The organism is Pseudaquabacterium inlustre, from assembly GCF_038066595.1.
GTDB lineage: Bacteria > Pseudomonadota > Gammaproteobacteria > Burkholderiales > Burkholderiaceae_C > Pseudaquabacterium > Pseudaquabacterium inlustre.
This window is the reverse complement of the sequence record NZ_JBBUTH010000002.1, coordinates 118091-136894: the sequence shown is the minus strand read 5'-3', so window position 1 is coordinate 136894 and position 18804 is coordinate 118091. Positions and strand designations below refer to the sequence as shown.

At 72.8% G+C, this 18804-nt stretch carries 14 protein-coding genes and 1 pseudogene; all 15 read right to left on the bottom strand.

Annotation, left to right across the window (positions count from 1 at the left end):
* Positions 1-180: 180 nt before the first annotated feature.
* Positions 181-1257, bottom strand: a pseudogene (locus AACH10_RS05200) (sterol desaturase family protein); the annotation flags it as partial.
* Between the two features lie 127 nt (positions 1258-1384).
* Complete coding sequence (locus AACH10_RS05195; protein ID WP_341409308.1) at positions 1385-1828, bottom strand: type IV pilin protein; 444 nt, start codon at positions 1826-1828, stop codon at positions 1385-1387.
* Positions 1829-1833: 5 nt separating this feature from the next.
* Positions 1834-2223 carry a hypothetical protein gene (locus AACH10_RS05190; protein ID WP_341409307.1) on the bottom strand — a complete coding sequence of 130 codons (390 nt, stop codon included), beginning with the start codon at positions 2221-2223 and terminating at the stop codon, positions 1834-1836.
* Complete coding sequence (locus tag AACH10_RS05185) at positions 2220-5546, bottom strand: pilus assembly protein (RefSeq protein ID WP_341409306.1); 3327 nt, start codon at positions 5544-5546, stop codon at positions 2220-2222. The genes AACH10_RS05190 and AACH10_RS05185 overlap by 4 nt, the downstream gene beginning before the upstream one ends.
* A complete protein-coding gene (locus AACH10_RS05180; RefSeq protein WP_341409305.1) occupies positions 5543-6124 on the bottom strand; it encodes a pilus assembly PilX family protein in 582 nt (193 codons plus the stop codon). Before AACH10_RS05180 ends, AACH10_RS05185 begins: the two co-directional genes overlap by 4 nt.
* Before the next feature lie 10 nt (positions 6125-6134).
* Positions 6135-7133, bottom strand: a complete 999-nt coding sequence (locus AACH10_RS05175) for a PilW family protein (RefSeq protein WP_341409304.1) — start codon at positions 7131-7133, stop codon at positions 6135-6137.
* Positions 7134-7180: 47 nt separating this feature from the next.
* Entirely contained in the window at positions 7181-7690 is a 510-nt protein-coding gene (gene pilV / locus AACH10_RS05170) for a type IV pilus modification protein PilV (RefSeq protein WP_341409303.1), read from the bottom strand.
* Positions 7687-8220 carry a GspH/FimT family pseudopilin gene (locus tag AACH10_RS05165; RefSeq protein WP_341409302.1) on the bottom strand — a complete coding sequence of 178 codons (534 nt, stop codon included), beginning with the start codon at positions 8218-8220 and terminating at the stop codon, positions 7687-7689. Before AACH10_RS05165 ends, pilV begins: the two co-directional genes overlap by 4 nt.
* A gap of 144 nt (positions 8221-8364) precedes the next feature.
* On the bottom strand, positions 8365-9018 hold the full coding sequence (locus tag AACH10_RS05160) for a histidine phosphatase family protein (RefSeq protein ID WP_341409301.1): 654 nt from the start codon (positions 9016-9018) through the stop codon (positions 8365-8367).
* A gap of 85 nt (positions 9019-9103) precedes the next feature.
* The gene (locus AACH10_RS05155; RefSeq protein ID WP_341409300.1) at positions 9104-9751 is read right to left on the bottom strand and encodes a YbhB/YbcL family Raf kinase inhibitor-like protein; all 648 of its coding nucleotides are present in this window, start codon (positions 9749-9751) and stop codon (positions 9104-9106) included.
* Positions 9752-9775: 24 nt separating this feature from the next.
* A complete protein-coding gene (locus AACH10_RS05150; RefSeq protein ID WP_423228560.1) occupies positions 9776-10105 on the bottom strand; it encodes a DUF1840 domain-containing protein in 330 nt (109 codons plus the stop codon).
* Positions 10106-10159: 54 nt separating this feature from the next.
* Positions 10160-12295, bottom strand: a complete 2136-nt coding sequence (locus AACH10_RS05145) for a putative bifunctional diguanylate cyclase/phosphodiesterase (RefSeq protein ID WP_341409299.1) — start codon at positions 12293-12295, stop codon at positions 10160-10162.
* Positions 12292-13956 (bottom strand): cyclic di-GMP phosphodiesterase, encoded by a 1665-nt coding sequence (locus tag AACH10_RS05140; RefSeq protein WP_423228559.1) that lies wholly within the window; start codon positions 13954-13956, stop codon positions 12292-12294. The genes AACH10_RS05145 and AACH10_RS05140 overlap by 4 nt, the downstream gene beginning before the upstream one ends.
* A 239-nt stretch (positions 13957-14195) precedes the next feature.
* On the bottom strand, positions 14196-15608 hold the full coding sequence (locus AACH10_RS05135; protein WP_341409297.1) for a sensor histidine kinase: 1413 nt from the start codon (positions 15606-15608) through the stop codon (positions 14196-14198).
* Entirely contained in the window at positions 15601-18639 is a 3039-nt protein-coding gene (locus AACH10_RS05130) for a CheR family methyltransferase (RefSeq protein ID WP_341409296.1), read from the bottom strand. Before AACH10_RS05130 ends, AACH10_RS05135 begins: the two co-directional genes overlap by 8 nt.
* Positions 18640-18804: the final 165 nt, after the last annotated feature.

Genomic DNA, 18804 nt, shown 5'->3' with positions numbered 1-18804 from the left:
CCGGGTGGAGGCAGCCGCGAACTGCTCGGCAACCAGAACTGGACGACACCCGCGTTACGGGCTGTCACGGTCTTCGGAGCCTTCGGCCGGCGCTTGAGCCGCCTGCCGAGAGGAAAAGTGGACTCGTCTTGTCGGGAATTCGCGTCACTCGCCGCGGCGGGCCACGGCGCCCGTCGCGCTGGCCGCACCGGCCGGCGCGCCGCCGGTGAGCCGGGCCACCGCGCCCATCAGCAGCAGCGCCGCCGCGGTGGCGGCCCACAGCGTGGCGGTGCCCAGCACATGCGCCTGCCACAGTGCGGCCACCACCAGGCCCAGCGCCACCAGCCACAGCGGCACCGCCAGCCACCACACGCGGGCCGGGGGCCGCGGGTTCCAGCGCTGCACGCGGGCGATGTCGAAGGCCGGCTTGGGCCAGCGCGCCGCCACGTCGGCCGGCCGCCAGCCGGGCGGCTTGCACCACACGCGCAGCCGGTCGGCCCACGAGGCGGCATGCCGGCTGTCGTGCCACAGCTCGGCATACACCTGCAGGTTGGCGCGCAGCGGGTCCCAGCTGTGCAGCGGTGTGCGCGTGCCGTAGACGCAGGGCTCGTCGTCGCGCTCCTCGGTGAAGGTGCCGAACAGCCGGTCCCACACCATCAGGATGCCGCCGTAGTTGCGGTCGACGTAGGCGTCGTTCACGGCATGGTGCACACGGTGGTTGGACGGGCTGCAGAACCAGCGGTCGAACCAGCCCAGCTTGCCCACCTGCTGGGTGTGCACCCAGAACTGATACAGCAGATCCACCAGGGCCACCGTGCCCACCACCAGCGGCGGGTAGCCCAGCAGCGCCAGCGGCAGGTAGAACAGCCAGCCCAGCAGCCAGTTGCTGCCGGTCTGGCGCAGCGCGGTGGACAGGTTGTAGTCCTCGCTCTGGTGGTGCACCACGTGCGCGGCCCACAGCACGGCCACGCGGTGGCCCAGGCGGTGGTGCCAGTAGTAGGCCAGGTCGTACAGCAGCAGCGCGCTGAGCCACACCCAGGCCGCATCCACCGGCAGCCGCCACGCGGCGGCGTGCTGCCACAGCAGCGTGTACAGGCCCAGGCCGCCCAGCCGCGCGATGACGTTGGCCAGCTGGCTGACCATGCCCAGGCCAATGCTGGCCATGGCGTCGTGCAGGCGGTAGGTGTCGCGACCGCGGCGGCGGCCCAGCCACCACTCCAGCCCGATCAGCGCGAAGAACACGGGCGAGGCCAGGACGATGACTTGGGCAGGCTGCATGGCAGGACGACTCCTCGCCCCATGCTGCCGCAGCCGCCCGCGCCTGACCAGCCGAGCATTCCCCGGGCGCGGCGCGGCCGGGCTCAGCGCGGGTTCAGCGCGGGTTCAGCGCGGCATCAGCGCGCGCTCACTGCCAGCACTTGCCGGCGCTCAGCGTGGCGGCGGCGCTGACGCTCTGCTCGCCCAGCTGGTTGTAGCCGAAGACGGCGCAGGCATCACCGCTCTGCGTGCCGGTGGGCGTGGCGGTGATGCTGAAGCCATCGGCCGACTGCGAGGCGATGCTCAGCGTGTAGTAGCCGCCACTGGAGGTGTTGGGGTAGATGCCGTCGCTGCCGCCCAGGGTGGCGCCGGCATAGGTGCCGCGCTCGGTGTAGTAGCGCTCCAGGCGCTGCGCCAGCTCCAGCAGGGCCTGCTTGGCGTCGGCGCGGCGGGTGCGGCCCACGTAGCTGTGGTAGCTGGGGTAGGAGGCGGCGGCCAGGATGGCCACCATGGCCACCACGATGACCAGCTCGATCAGCGTGAAGCCGCGGCCGGCGGCGCGCGGGCGGAGGATGCGGGTGCGAGGGGGCATGGCGGCTAGCGCTCGATGAAGATCAGGACGATGCGGCGCTGCGCCGCGGTGCCGGGCTCGAGCGCGAAGCGCACCCGCTGGCCGGCCACCAGCGCGGCCGGACCCGCCAGCGCCTGGCCCGCACCGCCGATGACGCGCAGGCCCTGCGGATGCAGCGCCACCGGCCGGCCGTTGATCACCACGCGCCCGGCGGCCAGGTCCACGGCATCCAGGCGGCCTTCGGCCAGGTCGAGCGCCGGCGCCGAGGCGGCGCTGGCCGATGGCGGGGTGTCGAACACCATGCGCCGGCCCTGCTCGGCCGTGCCGCCGGGGCCCGCCACCATGGCGGCCTGTGCGGCCAGCGGCCCGGCCAGGGCCAGGGCGGCCAGCGTGGTGCCCAGGGTTCGGCGCGTCATTGCAGTTGCTCCCAGGCCGCGCGGCGCGAGCGCTCGGCGGTGTTCTTCTCGTCGATCAGCACCAGGTCGCCCGACGAGGTGTTGCCGTACTTCCGGTCGCGCTTCTTGACCTTCATGATCGTCACCGCGGCCGGCACCGAGTTCACCTTCACCGCCGACGCATAGGTGCCGCCGAGCTTGTCGTTGGTGTCGATGACCGTGTCGGCGTTGGTGTCCAGCGCCTCGGCGCGGTTGCCGGTGATGACGTCGATGTCCACCACCCAGCCGCTGCCGCCGAAGGCGCACACCGCCGTGCTGGGGATCAGCGACGAGAAGATCACCCGCCCGCCGCGCACCGTGGACTGGGCCACCACGCGCTCGCCGCTGTCGGGCAGCGGCAGCTTCCAGCCCTTCTTGCCGGCGTAGTAGTTGGCCAGCGTGATCACGTTGTCGCCGGTGATCTGCGTGTCGCCGGGCTTGTCGACCGCATGGGTGCTCAGGCGGTAGGTGCGGCCGTCGCTGCCCGTGTAGAGCGTGCTGGCGAAGCTCTGCGCCTGCAGGTCGGCCGCGGCCACGGTGCTGCCGTTGTCCCAGATGCCGTACAGCGCCTGCGCGCTGCCGGCGGCGTTGTCGGTCACGTCGACATAGCGGCCGGTGCCGAAGGTGACCATCCAGCCGCCCTTGGGAAAGCGCGTCACGTCCGGGCGCGCGGTGATCGGCTGGCCCGAGGCGGTGGTGAACAGCGGCTGCGCCACGTTGCTGGCGTTCTTGTAGGCCACGCCCCAGCTGGTGCGGGCCGTGGACGACAGGTCGAACTTCCACAGGTTGCCGCGCAGGTCGCCGGCATAGACGTAGTCGACCACGCCGTTGTCGGCCGACGAGACGGTGATCGCCGCCGACAGGCCGTTGGGGTTGTCGGCCGCGCCGACGCCGGTGTCGATCTTGGTGATCGCGCCGGTCTCCAGGTCCACCAGCAGCAGCACGGCCTTGCCGTTGGCGCTGTTGTAGCCGTTGCCGACGATGGCGCGCCAGCGGCCGTCGCGCATCTTGGCCAGGATCGGGCGGCTGAAGATGTGGCCCACGTCGGCATCGCTGTCGCCCACCTCCCAGCGCACCACCTGCGCGGCACGGCTCTCGATGAAGTTGCCGGGCGTGGTGACGTCCAGCGCGAACAACCCGGGTGCGCCGGCCGACATGCCGCTGACCAGCATCGTCTTCCACGTGCCGCCGATGGCCACGTCGCCCACGGCCGGCGAGCCGTCGACGTTGAACTGGTGGGTGTAGGGGTTGCTGGTCAGGCCCGACAGGCGGTTGCGCACCGCATAGGGCACATAGGCGAACACTTCGGCACCGGTGTTGGCGTCGAACGCGTGCAGCATGCCGTCGTTGGCCCCCACGTAGATCATCGGCGTGAGACCGCTGCGCGCGTTGGCGTAGGTGGAGTAGCGCGACTGCTCCATGGTGTCGCGCCAGTCGCCGGTGGCACCGCCCACGAACACCGGCGCCGAGTTGACGATGTCGCCCAGCACCGACACCGGCCGGTCGCGGAACACCGGCGCGCTGCAGCTGCCGCAGTTGCGGCTCTCGCGCGCGGTGTTGCCGCGCAGGTACTCCAGGCGCTGGCTGCCGTAGCCGTCGGTGGTGCCGGCGCCGTTCTTGTTCAGCGCCGTGACCATGGCCGCGTCCATTTCGGCCGCCCCGGGCGAGGCGGCGTTGGCCGGCCAGCGGAAGGGCACGCCCCGGCTGCCCAGCGCGGCCGAGGGCTTGTAGGTGAAGATCTGGCGGCCGGTGTTCCAGTTCAGGTTGTTGAGCTTCTGGCCCGCGTCCCAGTCGGGCGTGCTGCCGGGCGCGCCGTCGCTGCCGATCGGCAGCGCCAGCAGCTGGCCCGACCAGTCGCCGCTGGAAAAGCGCCCCTGGTACACCTTGGCGCCGGTGTTCCACGAGCCGGCGTTCAGCGACACCGACGAGGCGGCCGCCGTGCGCGAGATGATGTCCACGCTGATCGCGCGGAAGGCATCGGCCAGCGCGGTCTGGTCGGTGGCGAAGAAGGCGTTGTCGGTGCCGCCCAGCTGGGCCATGCGGTTGAGCGTGGCCACCGAGCTGGCATTGGCCACCGAGTCGCCCAGGCCCACCACGTAGGTCTGCACGTCGTAGTTCTTGCTGTTGTAGGCCGTGGTGCGCAGGCTGGTGATGCGCGTGAACACGTCGCTGGCCGCGGTGCCGAAGGTCCAGGTCTTGGTGCTGGCGTTGTAGGTGTTGAGCTGGTCGGCCAGCGGGTACATCGAGCCGTCGGTCTTGCCGGTGGGGTTGCCGTCGGTGGCCAGCAGCACGAAGTTGCGCTGGCAGCTCTGGGTGATGGGCGTGGTCCTGCCGCTCAGGTTGTTGGCGAAGTAATCCTTCACCGTGGCCATGGTGCCGGCCAGCGGCGTGAACAAGGCCGAGTTCTTCAGCTCGGTGGTGGCGTTGTCGTTGGTCTCCTTGGCCAGCAGCGCCATCAGCGCGTTGTACTGGGTGTCGGAGTCGGCCGCCACGGGCTGGTTGACCTTGCCCTTGCCGGTGATGTCGGCGTAGTAGCCCCAGGCGCGCTTCAACCAGAACATGCGCCGGTTGGGCGGTGTGGACGGCAGGTAGCCGGCATCGGTGGGCGTGAAGGTCCACGGGCTGCCGTTCTTCTCGTCGCTGAAGTTGCCGGCATTCCAGCCCGTGTTGTTGCCATGGCTGCCGAACACCCGGTAGGACGTGCCGCCGTTGACACCGATGCCGTACAGCTGGGCGCCGAAGTCGCCGGTGTAGAGCACGTCGTTGATCGCCGGATCGTCGCTGCTGTAGCGGTAGGTGAGGAAGTTGAAGCCGTTGCCGGTCTGCGGGTTGGCGATGCAGCGCAGGTTGCCGTTGCTGGGCGACAGGCCGCCGGTGCAGTCGTTGGTGTAGAGCACCTCGGTGTCGCTGCCGAAGTAGTACGGGTAGGTGGTGTAGACCGACGACGCCCGGGTCTCGAAGCTGGCCAGCCCCCAGTTGAACGAGCTGCGGTAGTTGGCGATGGTGCTGCGCAGCACGCTGCGCGCGATGTTGCCGCGCGTGGTGTCGTCGTTGCCGGCGATCAGCTTGCCGGCCATGGTGCCGTCCATCGACTGCGAGTTGTCGTAGACCACCAGCACATTGGGCTTGACCGCGGTGCCCAGGAACAGCGGCGTCTGCGCGAAGGTGAGCGTCTGCGCCAGGCTGGCGCGCGGTGCCAGGGCCAGGCAGGCCAGCAGGACCGGCAGGGCTGGCAGGGCCGCCAGGGCCCGCGGGAGGTGGCGCGCGCGGGGCGGCGCGCCGACCGGAGCGTTCAGCGGTTTCATTGCTTGACGTAGACCGATTGAAGCATCACCACGGTGCTGGCGTTCACCCCCGAGGCGCGCGCGGTGATGCGGTAGGCGCGCGCCTTGTCGGTGGGGGCGTTGCCGCAGCCGCCGCCCACGCAGGCGGTGTCGCCGCTGCGCGGCGGCAGCGTGGGCAGCCGCTCGATGATGTAGCGCGGCTGCGTGGCCAGCGCCTCGTTGCCGGGGCCGGGCACGGCCGGTGCGCCGGTGCGGCTGCCATAGGCCCGGCCCTTGGCGGCCCAGTCGATGGTCTGCCAGACCGGGGCCGACTTGGGGCCGCTGGCGGTGTCGGACGGCGGGATGCACAGGCCGCCGGTGCAGTCCTCGGTGAAGCCGTTGGCGGCGTCGGCATTGGCCTCGATGTCGGCCTCGGCGTCGCGCAGTGCGGCCTCGGCGGCCTGCAGCGCGACATTGCGGTCGCGGGCGTTGCCGGCCATGCGCTCCTGCACCACGGCGCTGTTCATCGCGCCCAGCGCCAGGAACGACAGCACCAGCATCGTCAGCAGGATGATGATCAGCGAGAAGCCCTGCTCGGGGGCGCGGCGGGGGTGGCTCATGGGCGGCGGCTCATGGCAGGGCGTTGCGCAGCGTGACCAGCGTGGACATCACCGTGCGCGGACGTCCGTCGGTGGGCGTGGTGGTGCTGCCGTTGAAGGTGTAGGGCTGGGCCTTGGTGGTGCGCGTCTCCAGGTTGCCGACCAGCAGCAGCTCGACCCGGGCGCTGACCACCTGGGCCCAGTTGGCCACGCCATCGGCGCTGGCGAAGCGGTCGGCCGACAGGTCGCCGTCGGTGTCCAGGCCGAAGGTGAAGGCCATGCGCTCGACGCCGGTGACCAGTTCGGTCTTCTGCGCCTCACCGTAGGTTGGGTTGCGGTACACCCACAACGCCGTCTGGCCGGTGTGGCGGGCGCTGCCGGCCAGGTAGTACACCTCGGTCTGCATGCGCCACACGCGCGCGTCGTTGGCGAAGGCGCGGCCCAGGTTGGCGGTGGACACGCCCGGCACCACGCCGGCCACCGCCGGCTGGTGGTCGATCGAGCCACCGGTGCCGGGCGCGGCGTTGGTGGCCTGCAGCACCGCCGCGCCCACGCAGTCGGCCACCATCAGCAGATCGCCCTGGACGAAGTTGGCCGTCGGCGTGATGCTGAGCACGGCGCTGGTGCTGGCCATCTCGCCGATCAGCGCCCAGGCCACGCCGGCCGGGCGGCGCACCACCAGCACGTCGCCGTCGGCGCTGGGCGACAGGCCGCCGATCACCGCGTCCAGCGCCGGCGACCAGGCGCCCGAGGTGCTGCGGCTGCCCCACACCGGCTGGCCGAAGTCGTACAGCGCGGCATTGGGCGTGTTCAGCGTGTTGACCACCGCCGACTGGCCCAGGCAGCCGCGAAAGCCCGACATGCGCAGGTCCTGCGAGATGGCGTCCATCGCGAAGCGGCCGTTCTCCTGCACGCGGCCGGTGGACTCCTGCGCCGCGAAGGTGGTGCGGCTGCCGATGTAGACCGAGCCCATCACCGCCACCACGAACAGGCCGATCACCAGGCCGACCATCAGCTCGACCAGGGTCATGCCCCGCGGCAGGCCCGCGGCGCGTGCCGCGCGAGGCTGCGCCGCCGTCATGGCCGCACCGGCACGGCCAGGCGCGAGGCCTGTCCGCGCTCTTTCCAGAACACTTTGACGGCGTAGACCGAGCCCGTGCCGTCGCAGGCCGGGCCGTCGCCATCGCCGTCGTAGGGCGTCGCGTCCAGGCACACCACGCCGGTGCCGTTGGGCAGCGCGGCGGCCAGGCCGGTGCGCCACTGGGCGAAGTCCAGCAGGGCCATGTTGGCGGTGGAGCAGGCGCTGTTGACGCCGCAGTTGGGCGTCTCCACCGCGCTGGTCAGGTTGCCGTAGCTGCCGGCGCTGACACCGGCCGGATTGGCGCGCATGCGGTCGGCCATCTCATAGGCCATCAGCGTGGCCTTGCTGCGCCACATGGCGCTGGCATTGGCCCCCAGGCCGCGGGCCTGCAGCGCGGCATAGGCCAGCGCGGCCATCGACAGCAGCAGCACGCCGATCAGCGCCTCCATCAGCGCGATGCCGCGCGCGGCGCGGCGCGGCACGGGGCGGTCGCGGCGCGGGCTCATGATCCGCAGTCGTCCACGTTGGCCACATCGGCCAGGCCGCTGGGCGTGACCGTGACGGTGTAGCCGCGCGGGCTGCCGCTGCGGCACACGGTGTAGACGCGGTCGCTGGCGCTGCCCAGCGCACCGCTGGTGCGAAACAGCAGTGCCCCGGGGCCCGACAGCGACAGCGCCGCGGGCAGCGCCGGGTAGCGGCGCACGCGCGCCTCGGTGTCGCCGGCGGCGCCATCGCCGTCCTCGTCGATCACCACCTCCCAGCCGGCCGCGAACTCGTTGCCCGTGCTGCCGCCCGACAGCGGCTGCACGATGACCTGGCGGCTGCGCTTGACCGCCTCCGACCGGGCCAGCGCCACCGCGGCCGAGAACGACGAACGCGTGGACACCACCTGGTTGTTGGCGGTGAACTCCGACATCGCCGGCGCGGCGATCGAGAACACCACCACGATGACGGCCAGCACCACGGCCAGTTCCACCAGCGTGAAGCCGGCAGAAAGCCGCGGGGCGGTGATCGGAACGTGCGGAGGTGACTTCATGGCGGCACTCATGACGGGCGAACTGCCACCGGGTTATCGGCAGGGCAGGCCGCCGGCCTGAGGGCCGCGTGCCGTAACGCTTTGCGTCAGCCGTGTGGACTTGCATGCCCGCGCACGCGCGCGGGGCTCAAGTTCGGCACCGGCTCAGGTGCTGCTTTCGTCCAGCGCCAGGTCGTCCAGACCGTCCAGGTGCGACTGGTCGTTCCAGCCCACCAGCGTGAGGCCCTGGGGCGTGTGCAGCAGGCGGTTGACCGCCGCATTGCCCAGCTGCCAGGTGCGCGGCGCGTCCAGCGGCAGGCGGGCGGCGGCACGGTACAGGCAGTCGAGCACGCCGCCGTGGCACACCAGGGCCACGGTGCGGCCGGCATGGGCCTGGGCCACGCGCTCGGCGGTGGCCACGCAGCGGGCGTAGAAGCCGGCCAGGCTCTCGCCGCCTTCGGGCGCGGCGAAGTCGGGGTCGCGCGCCTTCCAGCGCGCCGCCCAGTCGGGCCAGCGCGTCTCGATCTCCTCGTAGGTGTGGCCCTGCATCACGCCGAAGGCGCGCTCGCGCAGGCCCGGCTCGGGCAGCAGCGGCAGGCCCAGCGGGCCGGCGAAGGCGCGCGCGGTCTCCCACGCGCGGCCCAGGTCGCTGGCCACCACAACGTCCAGGCCCTCGTGGCGCAGCGCCTCGGGCAGGCAGGCGGCCTGGCGCCGGCCCAACGGGTTGAGCGGGATGTCGAGCTGGCCCTGCAGCCGGTGCTCGGTGTTCCAGGCCGTCTCACCGTGGCGGATGGCGATCAGGCGGGTCGGCTCGGTCATCGGTCGTAGCGGCTCCAGCCCCGCCGGGCCGCCCCAAGGGGCTGGGCGCCCCCTCGGGGGGCAGGAGCGAAGCGACGTGGGGGCATCACGGACGCAAACGACGGTTGAGCGTGTAGGTGCCCGACAGCGTGGCCGCGTCCAGCACATGGCCGGCCAGCGCGGCACGCACGGCGGCGCCGGTGAACTCGCCGGCCACCGGCAGCTGCGGCAGGTCCAGCGCGTACAGCGCGAACAGGTAGTGGTGCACCAGCGAGTCGTTGAACGGCGGGAACGGGCCGTCGTAGCCGAAGTAGCGGCCGGCGCGCTCGGCGTCGCCGGCGAACCAGCCGGTGTAGTCGTTCAGGCCGTGGCGCGCGGCGTCGCCCAGATCCTGCGCGGCCGGCACCGCGGGGCCGGGCTTGCCGCGCGGCGTGAAACCACGGCTGCACTGCCCCTCGGCCAGGCCCGCCAGCGTGGGCGGCAGATCCACCAGCAGCCAGTGAAAGAAGTCGACGCGCGGCAGGTCGGCCGGCACCTCGCGGTCGGGCTGGTTCACGTCGTCGGCGCGGCTGGGCACGTCGAAGTCATGGCACATCAGCACCAGCGATTGCGTGCCCGGCGGCAGATCGGCCCAGCGCAGCGGCGGGCTCAGGTTGTCGCCAAAGGCCACGCCGCCATCGGCGGCCAGGCGGCCGGCGGCAAAGCGCTCGGGAATGGGCTCGCCATTGGCCCAGGCATCGCTCCACAGTCGCATCTCGGTACTACCTTCAACCGGTCGTCACACGCCCCACACCACCGGCTCCTCGGCGGCGGCGGCACGGCGCAGCATGTCCACCATCGGCCACACGCGCTGGCGCAGGCCCACGCCCTCGGCCGGCGGCAGGGTGTCGCCCTGGGCGGCGGCATCGCGCTCGGCCTCGGCGCGCGCGGCTTCCGCAGCCTGCACGGCCTGCTCGATGGCGGCGATGGCGCCGGGCATGGCCGGTGGCTCGATGATGCCCTTGGGCGCCGGCTCACGCCCCAGGATGCGCAGCAGCGCATCGCCGTTGGGGCCGAGCATGATGACGTCGCCCGCGGCCTTGCTCTTGAACTTGTAGATCACGTGCACACCCCGCCGTATCGATCGAAGTGTGCATTTTGCCCGCGCGGCGGGCGCACCCCGTTACCGCACCAGGCTCAGCCGTGGACGCAGCCGGTCGCGGCCCGAGCGCACGCGCTCGGCGAAGTTGTCGGCGTCCAGCGCCGGGGCGAACAGGAAGCCCTGGAACTCGTCGCAGCCGGCATCGGTGAGGAACATGCGCTGCGGCTCGGTCTCCACACCCTCGGCGATCACGGTCAGCCCCAGCGCCTGGGCCATCTGGATGATGGCGCGCACGATGGTGGCATCGCTCTCGTCGACCGGCAGCGCCTTGACGAAGCTGCGGTCGATCTTCAGCCGGTCGATCGGGAAGCGCTTCAGGTAGGCCAGGCTGGAGTAGCCGGTGCCGAAATCGTCGATGGCCATGCGCACGCCCAGCGCCGCCACCTGCGACATGCGCGCCAGCGCCTCGTTGGCGTCGTGCACCAGCAGGCTCTCGGTCAGCTCCAGCTCCAGCAGCTCGCCCGGCAGCTCGTGCTCGCGCAGCACCGCGCCGACGCGCTCGACGAAGTCGGCCTGCTGGAACTGCAGCGCCGAGACGTTCACCGACACCGGCATCTCCAAGCCGGTGCGGCGCCATTCGGCGGCCTGGCGCACGGCCTGGCCCAGCACCCAGTCGCCGATGGCGATGATGAAGCCGGTCTCCTCGGCCACCGGGATGAATTGGCCGGGCGGCACCTCGCCCAGCTCGGGGTCGCGCCAGCGGATCAGGGCCTCGGCGCCGATCACGCGGCCGGTGGCCAGCTGCACCTGCGGCTGGTAGTGCAGGCGGAAGCGGTGGCTGGCCAGGGCCTGGCGCATCGCATGGTCGATGCGCATGCGCTGGCGCAGGTCGGCGTCGTGCTGCGGCTGGTGGAATCGGAAGCAGGCCCGCCCGCCCTGCTTGGCACGCAGCATCGCGCTCTCGGCGTGGCGCATCAGCTGGTCGGCGTCGTTGGCATCGCCGGGGTACAGGGCCACGCCCACGCTGCAGGTCTGGGTGAACTGCAGGCCGTCCACCGCCATCGGCTGGGCCACCACGTCCAGCGCGCGGCGTGCGGTGGCCTCGGCGGCGCGGCTGTCGGCCTCATGCACCAGCACGGCGAACTGGTCGCCGCCCACGCGGGCCACCACGTCGCCCTGGCGCAGGCAGCCCTTCAGGCGGTCGGCGGCCTCGGTCAGCACGCGGTCGCCGACCTCGTGGCCCAGGCTGTCGTTGATCTGCTTGAAGCGGTCCAGGTCCAGCAGCAGCAGCGCCAGCGCGCCACCGCCGCGCCGCGCCTGGCGCAGCGACTCGGTGATCGTGGCCGTCATCTGCCGGCGGTTGAACAGGCCGGTCAGCGCGTCGGTGGTGGACAGCGCCTCGATGCGCTGGCCGGCACTGACCAGCTCGGTGTGGTCGCGAAAGCTCCACACCCGGCCGCAGGGGCGGCCGTTGCAGTGCTGCGGCCGCGTCACGCGCTCGAGCACCTGGCCCGAGTGCAGCACGATGCGCTCGGTGGCCTGCAGCAGCGTGGCCTCCTGGATCACGCCGATGCGGCGCTGGTAGGCCTCGGGGTCGTCGACGCTGCGGCGCATCCAGTCGTACACGGCCTCGTCCTGGCGCTCGGTGAGCAGGCTCTCGGGCAGGCCCCAGATCTGCGCGAAGCGGCGGTTGAAGGCGCGGATGCGGCCGGCCAGGTCGGTGACCAGGATGCCGTCGGCGGTGGATTCCAGCGTGGCCTGCAGCTCCGACAGCAGCAGGTCGCGCTCGTCGAGCTGGCGCTGGGCCTCGCTGCGGTCGTGCACCACCACCAGGTAGTGCGCCGGCGCGGCCCCGCCGGCGGCGGCCACCGGCTGCACGCGACGCGACACCTGCACCAGCCGGCCGCTGCCGTTGACCAGCACGGTGTCGGAGTGCAGCGTGCCGGGCTGGCCGTGGCGCACCTCGTCCCAGAAGGCCTGGTCCTCGGGCGTGGCCACCAGGGCCTCGGCGCGCTGGCCGATCACGCCATCGGTGTCGCGGCCCAGCAGCGACAGCGCGGCCGGGTTGGCGGCGGCCACGGTCAGGCCGTCGGCCTCGACCAGCCAGGCGGCATCGGGCAGCGCGCCGAGCACGGCGTCCCACGAGGCGCCCGCCGGGGCGTCCTCGGGCCGCGCATCGGGGGCCCCGGGCTGGCGGGTGACGAGGGCGCGGCTCACGCGGCCAGTTCCTCCGCCGGCGACGCGCTGGCCGAGGCCAGCGGCTCGAAGAAGTACACCATGCGCTGCTGTGGCTGCAGGTAATCGCGCACGGCCGACGGCAGCTGCGCCGGCTTGAGGCTGCGGCGGATGCCCAGGTTGTGCTCGCGGTCCAGGCTCAGCAGCAGCGCCTCGTCGGGCGGCACGGCCGGATCACAGACCATCACGCGCGGCTTGAGCGGACGCGTGGAGTTGACGCTGACCACCGAGGCGTAGCGGTCGTCGGTGAGCTGCACCACCGAGCCCGGCGGGTACACGCCCATCATGCGCACGAAGGCGTTGAGCATGGACGCGTCGAACTTGGTCTTGCACTGCGCGAAGATCAGCGACAGCGCCTCGTGCGGCGTCAGCGCATGCGCGGCCTGGCGCGGGTTGCACAGGTTGTCGTAGCGGTTGACCAGCGCCACGATGCGCGACGGTCCGCTCATGCGGTCGAGGATCAGGCGCTGCGGAAAGCCGCTGGCGTCGGCCATCTCGTGGTGCTGGGCGATGACCAGCAGCGCGCCGTCGCTCAGGCCCAGGCGCTTGCCCTGGGCCACGCCGTGCGCCACATGGTCGCGGTACAGCGCCTGCTCGCTGGGGCCGCAGCGGTCGTCGTCGTAGCGGGCGCGCTCGGGCAGCTCGAACTTGCCGATGTCGTGCATCAGCGCGCCCACGCCCATGTCCATCATGTCGTCGGCGCTGAAGCCGAACACGCGGCCCATCAGCATCGACACCACGGCCACGTTCAGCGCATGGCCGGCCACGGGGTCGCAGGCCGCGTCGGACAGCACGCGCACGCACATGTCCTGGTCGACCATCATCTTGTCGAGCAGCGCGCGGGTCAGGCCCTCGGCGATCTCGCGCGACTGCTGCGGCTGGCGCGCGAGGTGGCGTGCAGCCTCGGCCCAGGCGTCGCGCGCCTCGGCCACCTGGCGCTGGCACAGGGCCTGCGCCTCGCGCTGCTGCGACAGCGCGGCGCGCTGGCGCACGCGCTCCAGCGCGATCGGCTCGGCCTTGTGCTCGCCACGGGCGTCGGCCGTGGGCGTGGCCGCCGCGGGCTCGGCGCGGCCGCTGCGCGGCTCGGCACCGCCGGGCGAGGTGCCGGTCGCCGAGGTGCCGGCCGGCGAGGCGCTGGTTGGCGAGGTGCTTGGCGGCACGGCGCCACCGCCGGTCGCAGTGCCTGGCGCGGTGGATGCGCGGGCGGTCGCCGCAGGCGTGCCGGCAGCGCGCCCATCGGCCGCAGGCACCGGTGCGGCGGCCGGGGCGCGGGCTGCAGCGGCCGTGCCCGGCGCGGCGGCGGCGCCGGACGTGGGGGCCGCTGCGGATGGCGATGCGGAGGCGGCCGGCGCGGCCACAGGCGTGGCAGGCGTGGCCGCCGCAGCCGCAGCCGCAGCCGCAGCCGGCACCACCGCACCGGGTGCGTCCTGGGGCACGGCGACGTCGGGGCGCGCGTCACCGGCCGGCAGGGTGCCGGGCGTCACGGTGCTCGGCGTGTCGAGCGGCCGGCTCTTCTCGGGGCTCCAGCGGAACTGGCGCTTGCCCAGGCCGCGGATCTGGTCGATCTGCTCCTGGCTGGTGATCATGAAACTCGAGAGCGCAAAGGGATGCGCCCACCACCCCAGATCGAGGTGGATGAACATCCCGACCCGCAGGTCCCCAACGTCGACCATCGTCGCCATGCTGTTTGATCTCTCGCGAATGGATACCGCCACGGGCCACGCCCGCTTGAACCGGGTTTCGGCAGCCCGGCATCGCGACTTGAACGCGGCGGCCAGCCAGACGCCACGATGTGGAATGCATCACGCGATCCCGGCCATCCGGGCCGGAAATCGAGGGCGACCAAACGCTGATAAGCGGCGGCAAGCCGCCTCAGTTCCTGTCAGGACGCGCCGCGCGGCAGCCGCAGGCGCAGGCAGCTGCCCTCGCCCGACACCGACTGCACGGTGAGATCGCCGCCCATGGCCAGCGCATAGGCGCGGGCGATGCTCAGGCCCAGCCCGTGGCCGCTGACGCCCAGGCGCTCGGCGCCCAGGCGGTTGAAGGGCTCGAACAGGTGGGCGCACTGCTCGGCGCTCATGCCGATGCCGCTGTCGGCCACCTCGATCCACACGCGGCCGGGCTCGCGCAGGGTCTCGGGCTCGACGCCGGCGCGCACGCGCACCCAGCCGCCGCGGCGGTTGTACTTCACCGCGTTGGACACCAGGTTCACCAGGATCTCCCAGGTGCGGCGGCTGTCGGCCAGTGCCGGCGGCAGCGGCGGCGCATCGGCGGCACGCTCCACGCTCAGGTTCAGCGACAGGTCGCTGGCCAGCGGCTCGTGCATGGCCAGCACGTCGCGCGCCAGCGCCAGCAGGTCGACCGGGTGCATGTCCAGCGCCAGCGCGCCGGCCTCGGCGCGGTTGATCTCCAGCACCTCGTCGACCAGGCTCAGCAGGTGCTGGCCGGCCTGCTGGATCAGGCCCAGCCGGCGCCGGGCATCGGGCGGCATGCCGGCCTCGGGCAGCAGCAGCAGGTGGGCAAAGCCCAGCACGGCGTTGAGCGGCGTGCGCAGCTCATGGCTCACGCGGCCCAGCAGATCGGTCTTGGCGCGGCTGGCCGCCTCGGCCTGCAGGCGCTTCTGGTCGGCGGCCTCGGCCGCTTCCCGGGCGTGTTGGGCCTCGACCCGCGCCGTGCGGTCGGTCAGCACGAACAGGTCGAGCTGGCCGCCCTGGCCCTGGTCCAGGCCCCAGGGCGCATCGGCCGCGGGCAGGCGGCTCACGCGCAGGTCGGCCCAGCGCGGCTGACCGCCCAGCGTGCGCAGCGCCAGGTCGTCCAGCGCGGCATGGTCGGTCTCGCCCAGCCTCATGCGCAGCCGGGTGAGCGCCACCTCGTCCTCGGGGCGCGCCAGCAGGCGGCGCAGCGGCAGGCGCACGCTGCGCAGGGCGGGCCCCAGTTCGAACTGGTCGACCGCGCAGGCGTTGGCATCCACCACGATGCCCTGCGCATCCACCAGCAGCGCGGCCACCGGCAGGCTGCGGTGCAGGTGGGCAAACCAGTCCAGCGCGCGCTCCAGCCGGCGCTGGCCGTCGGCCAGCTGCTGCGCGCGCGTCTCCAGTTCGGCCTGGTAGGCGCGGAACACATCGCCCAGGCTGACGCCCAGCGGCGCGTGTTCGTCCAGCATCTGCTGCGCGGCCTCCAGGCGGCCGTGCGACACCTCGTCCAGCGCGGTGGACAGCAGCTGCCCGGCAGCCAGCGCGTGCCCGCCGCCCGGCAGCCGCGCTGCGCCGGCCCCACCCCCCACCGGCTCAGGCATGTTGCAGGCCCTCGGCCAGCACGCCCTGCACCGCGATGTGGCGCGGATCGGGGCCGTCGGGGCCCACCCAGGCGGTGATGTCGCCGTGGCTGATCACCACGCCGGTCTGGCGGCCGTCGCGCTCGGCACGCATCGGCAGCGCGCGCAACATGAACCAGCGCCGCTCGGACGGGCTGTGGCAGGGGTAGACCATGCGCACCACCTCGCGCCGGCCGGCCAGCAGCGCCTGCAGCTCGGACAGCAGCTGCGGCGCGCCCGGCGTGTCCGAGCGGGCCACCACGCCCAGGTAGTTGGCGGCCAGGCCGGAGTCGGGCGCCTGGGTGTCGCTGGCGCGGTTGCGCCGCGCGAACTCGGCCCAGGCGGTGTTGACCATCACGATGGTGCCGTTGCTGTCGAGCACCGCGATGTGCTCGGACAGCGCATCGACCACGCGCTGCAGCCGGTCCAGGTCATGCAGCCGGGTCACGTCCACCAGCGACAGCACGGCGCGGCGGTGGCGGCCGGCGGCGTCGGCATAGCCCAGCACGCGCGCCAGGTGGCGCTGCGTGCCGGGGCCCTGCACCTCGCGCTCCAGCGCCGAGGCGCCGGCCAGCGCATGGCGCAGGTCGTCGGCCAGCTGCGGATACTGCAGCTGGCAGTTGAAGTCGGTGAGCGGGCGGCCCACGTCCTCGGCGCGCAGCCGGAACAGCAGCGCCGCCTCGGGCGTGAAGCGCACCAGGTTCAGGTGCTCGTCGACGAACACCGTGGCGATGCCGGTGGCGCGCGACATGCCGTCCAGGTCGGCATGCAGGGCCGCCACCTGCTCGAGCTTGCCGTTGTACTCGGCGTTGACGGTGTGCAGTTCCTCGTTGACCGACTGCAGCTCCTCGTTGGTGCTCTGCAGCTCCTCGTTGGCCGACATCAGCTCTTCGTTGGCGGCCTGCAGCTCCTCGTTGGCCGCGCCCAGCTCCTCGATGCTGGTCTGCAGCGTCAGGCGCGATTCGGCCAGTTCGCGCTCCAGCGTGGCAATGCGGTCCAGCGCCGGGCCCTCACCACCGGAGACCCCGCCGGAGACCCCGGCGGCGGGCTCGGCCGCCGCCGGCAGTTCCTCCAGCGTGACCAGCACGCAGCCGCTGGCGTCGCCCAGCGTGCTGGCGGCCTCGGCGGGATCGGTCAGCGCGCGGGCCACCACCCGCACCATCACGGCCTGTCCGTCGCGCTCGATCGGCAGCGGCGCCGCGGTGCAGGGGCCGGCGTCGCGGCCGGCGCGCTGCAGCAGGTGGCCCACCAGCGCGCCCAGGCGCGACGGCAGCAGGCGGATGACATCGAGGTTGGGCTGGCCGCTGGGCATGCGCAGCCAGCGCTGCGTGGGGCCCCAGGCATGCAGCAGCTGGCGCTGCGCGGTGATCAGCAGCGACACCGGCACATAGGCCTCGAGCAGCTGCGCATTGGCGCGGTCGACCAGGCTGCCGCGCGCCGCGCCGCCCAGCAGCGGCGGCGCGCCGGCGGTGGCGCGGCGGATCTGGATGCCGCCGGCCGGCGACAGGCCCTGCGCCAGCGCCCCCACCGCCAGCACCGGCCGCACCAGGCGGAACAGCTTGTGCGCCGCGTCGACGATCTGGAAGTCGGGCTGCAGCACGCCCAGCGATTCGCTGCTGCCCAGCAGCAGCAGGCCGTCGGGGTTCAGCGCGTACTGCAGGCGGCGCATCACGCGCTCCTGCGCATCGAACTGGAAGTAGATCAGCGTGTTGCGGCACACCACCAGGTCCATCTTGGTGAAGGGCACGTCGTCCAGCAGGTTGTGCCGCGCAAACAGCACCAGCTGCCGCACCTCGGGCCGCACCACCACCTGGCCGTCGCGGCTGTCGAAGTAGTGCGCCAGGCGTTCGGGCGCGATGCCGCTGGCGGCCACGGCCGGGTAGACGCCGGCCGCCGCGGTGGCCAGGAAGCGCGCATCGATGTCGGTGGCGAAGACCTTGATGCCCGGCCAGCGCTGCGCCGCGGCACAGGCCTCCAGCGCGGTGATGGCCACCGAGTAGGCCTCCTCGCCGGTGGCGCAGCCGGCGCACCAGATGCGCAGTGGCTGGCTGGGCGCCTGGCGGCCCAGGCGGTTGAGCAGCGCCGTGCCCAGCGCGTCAAACACCTCGGCATCGCGGAAGAAGCGCGTCACCGGGATCAGCAGCTCGCGCCGCAACAGCTCGCACTCGTCGGGCTGGGCGGCCAGGCGCCCGACGTACTCGCCGATCGACGTGAGGCCGTGGACGTTCATGCGCCGCTCGATGCGGCGCAGCATGGTGGGCAGCTTGTACTGGCTGAAGTCGACGCCGGCATGGCCGAGCAGCAGTTCGAACAGCTGCTGCATCGCCGGCTTGACCGCGGCCTGGTCGAGCAGGCCCTCGCTGACCAGGCGCACCGCGTCGCCGCGGGTCAGGGCCAGCACGGCGTCGGCCAGGCCCTCGGGCGGCGCCACCGTGTCGGCCTGGGTGGCGGCCAACGCGCTGCGCGGCATGCCGTCGAACTTGGCACTCTCGGGCGCCTGCACCAGCACATAGCCGCCGGCGGCACGCAGCGCGGCACAGCCCTGCGCCCCGTCGGAGCCCGAGCCCGACAGGATCACCGCGGCACAGCGGTCGGCCAGCGGCCCGCACAGCGACTGCACGAAGGCGTCGATCGGCAGCGACACCCCGTGCTCCGGCCGCGGCGAGAACGCCAGTTGGCCCTGCGCCAGCGTCATCACCACGCCCGGCGGCATCACGAACACGCCGTCGGCGTGCAGCTGCTCGCCGGCCTGGGCCTCGTGCACCGGCAGCGTGGTACCGCGCGCCAGCAACTCGCTCATCATCGAGCGGTGGTCGGGCGACAGGTGCTGCACCACGACGAAGGCGGCGCGGGTGGGGGCCTCGATGCGGCCGAAGAACTGGCGCAGCGCTTCCAGCCCACCGGCCGAGGCGCCCACCACCACCACCCACGGCGGCGGTGCGCCGTCGGCTGCAGGCACCTGCCCGCCGGTGGGTTCCTGTGGCAGGTCTGCCGTGCGCTCGCCCAAGCTCATGTCCAGTCCCTCCGGCATCCGTCGTCCCCTGCATTGGGGACAGATCGTCACGCGATGGACCACCGGCAGCGCTGAACTGCCGCGCGCATGAGGGCCTCGCCCCTGGCAGTCTATGTCAGGGGGCCGGCACGGCGGGCACGGGCTGCCCCCAGGGCATTGACCTGT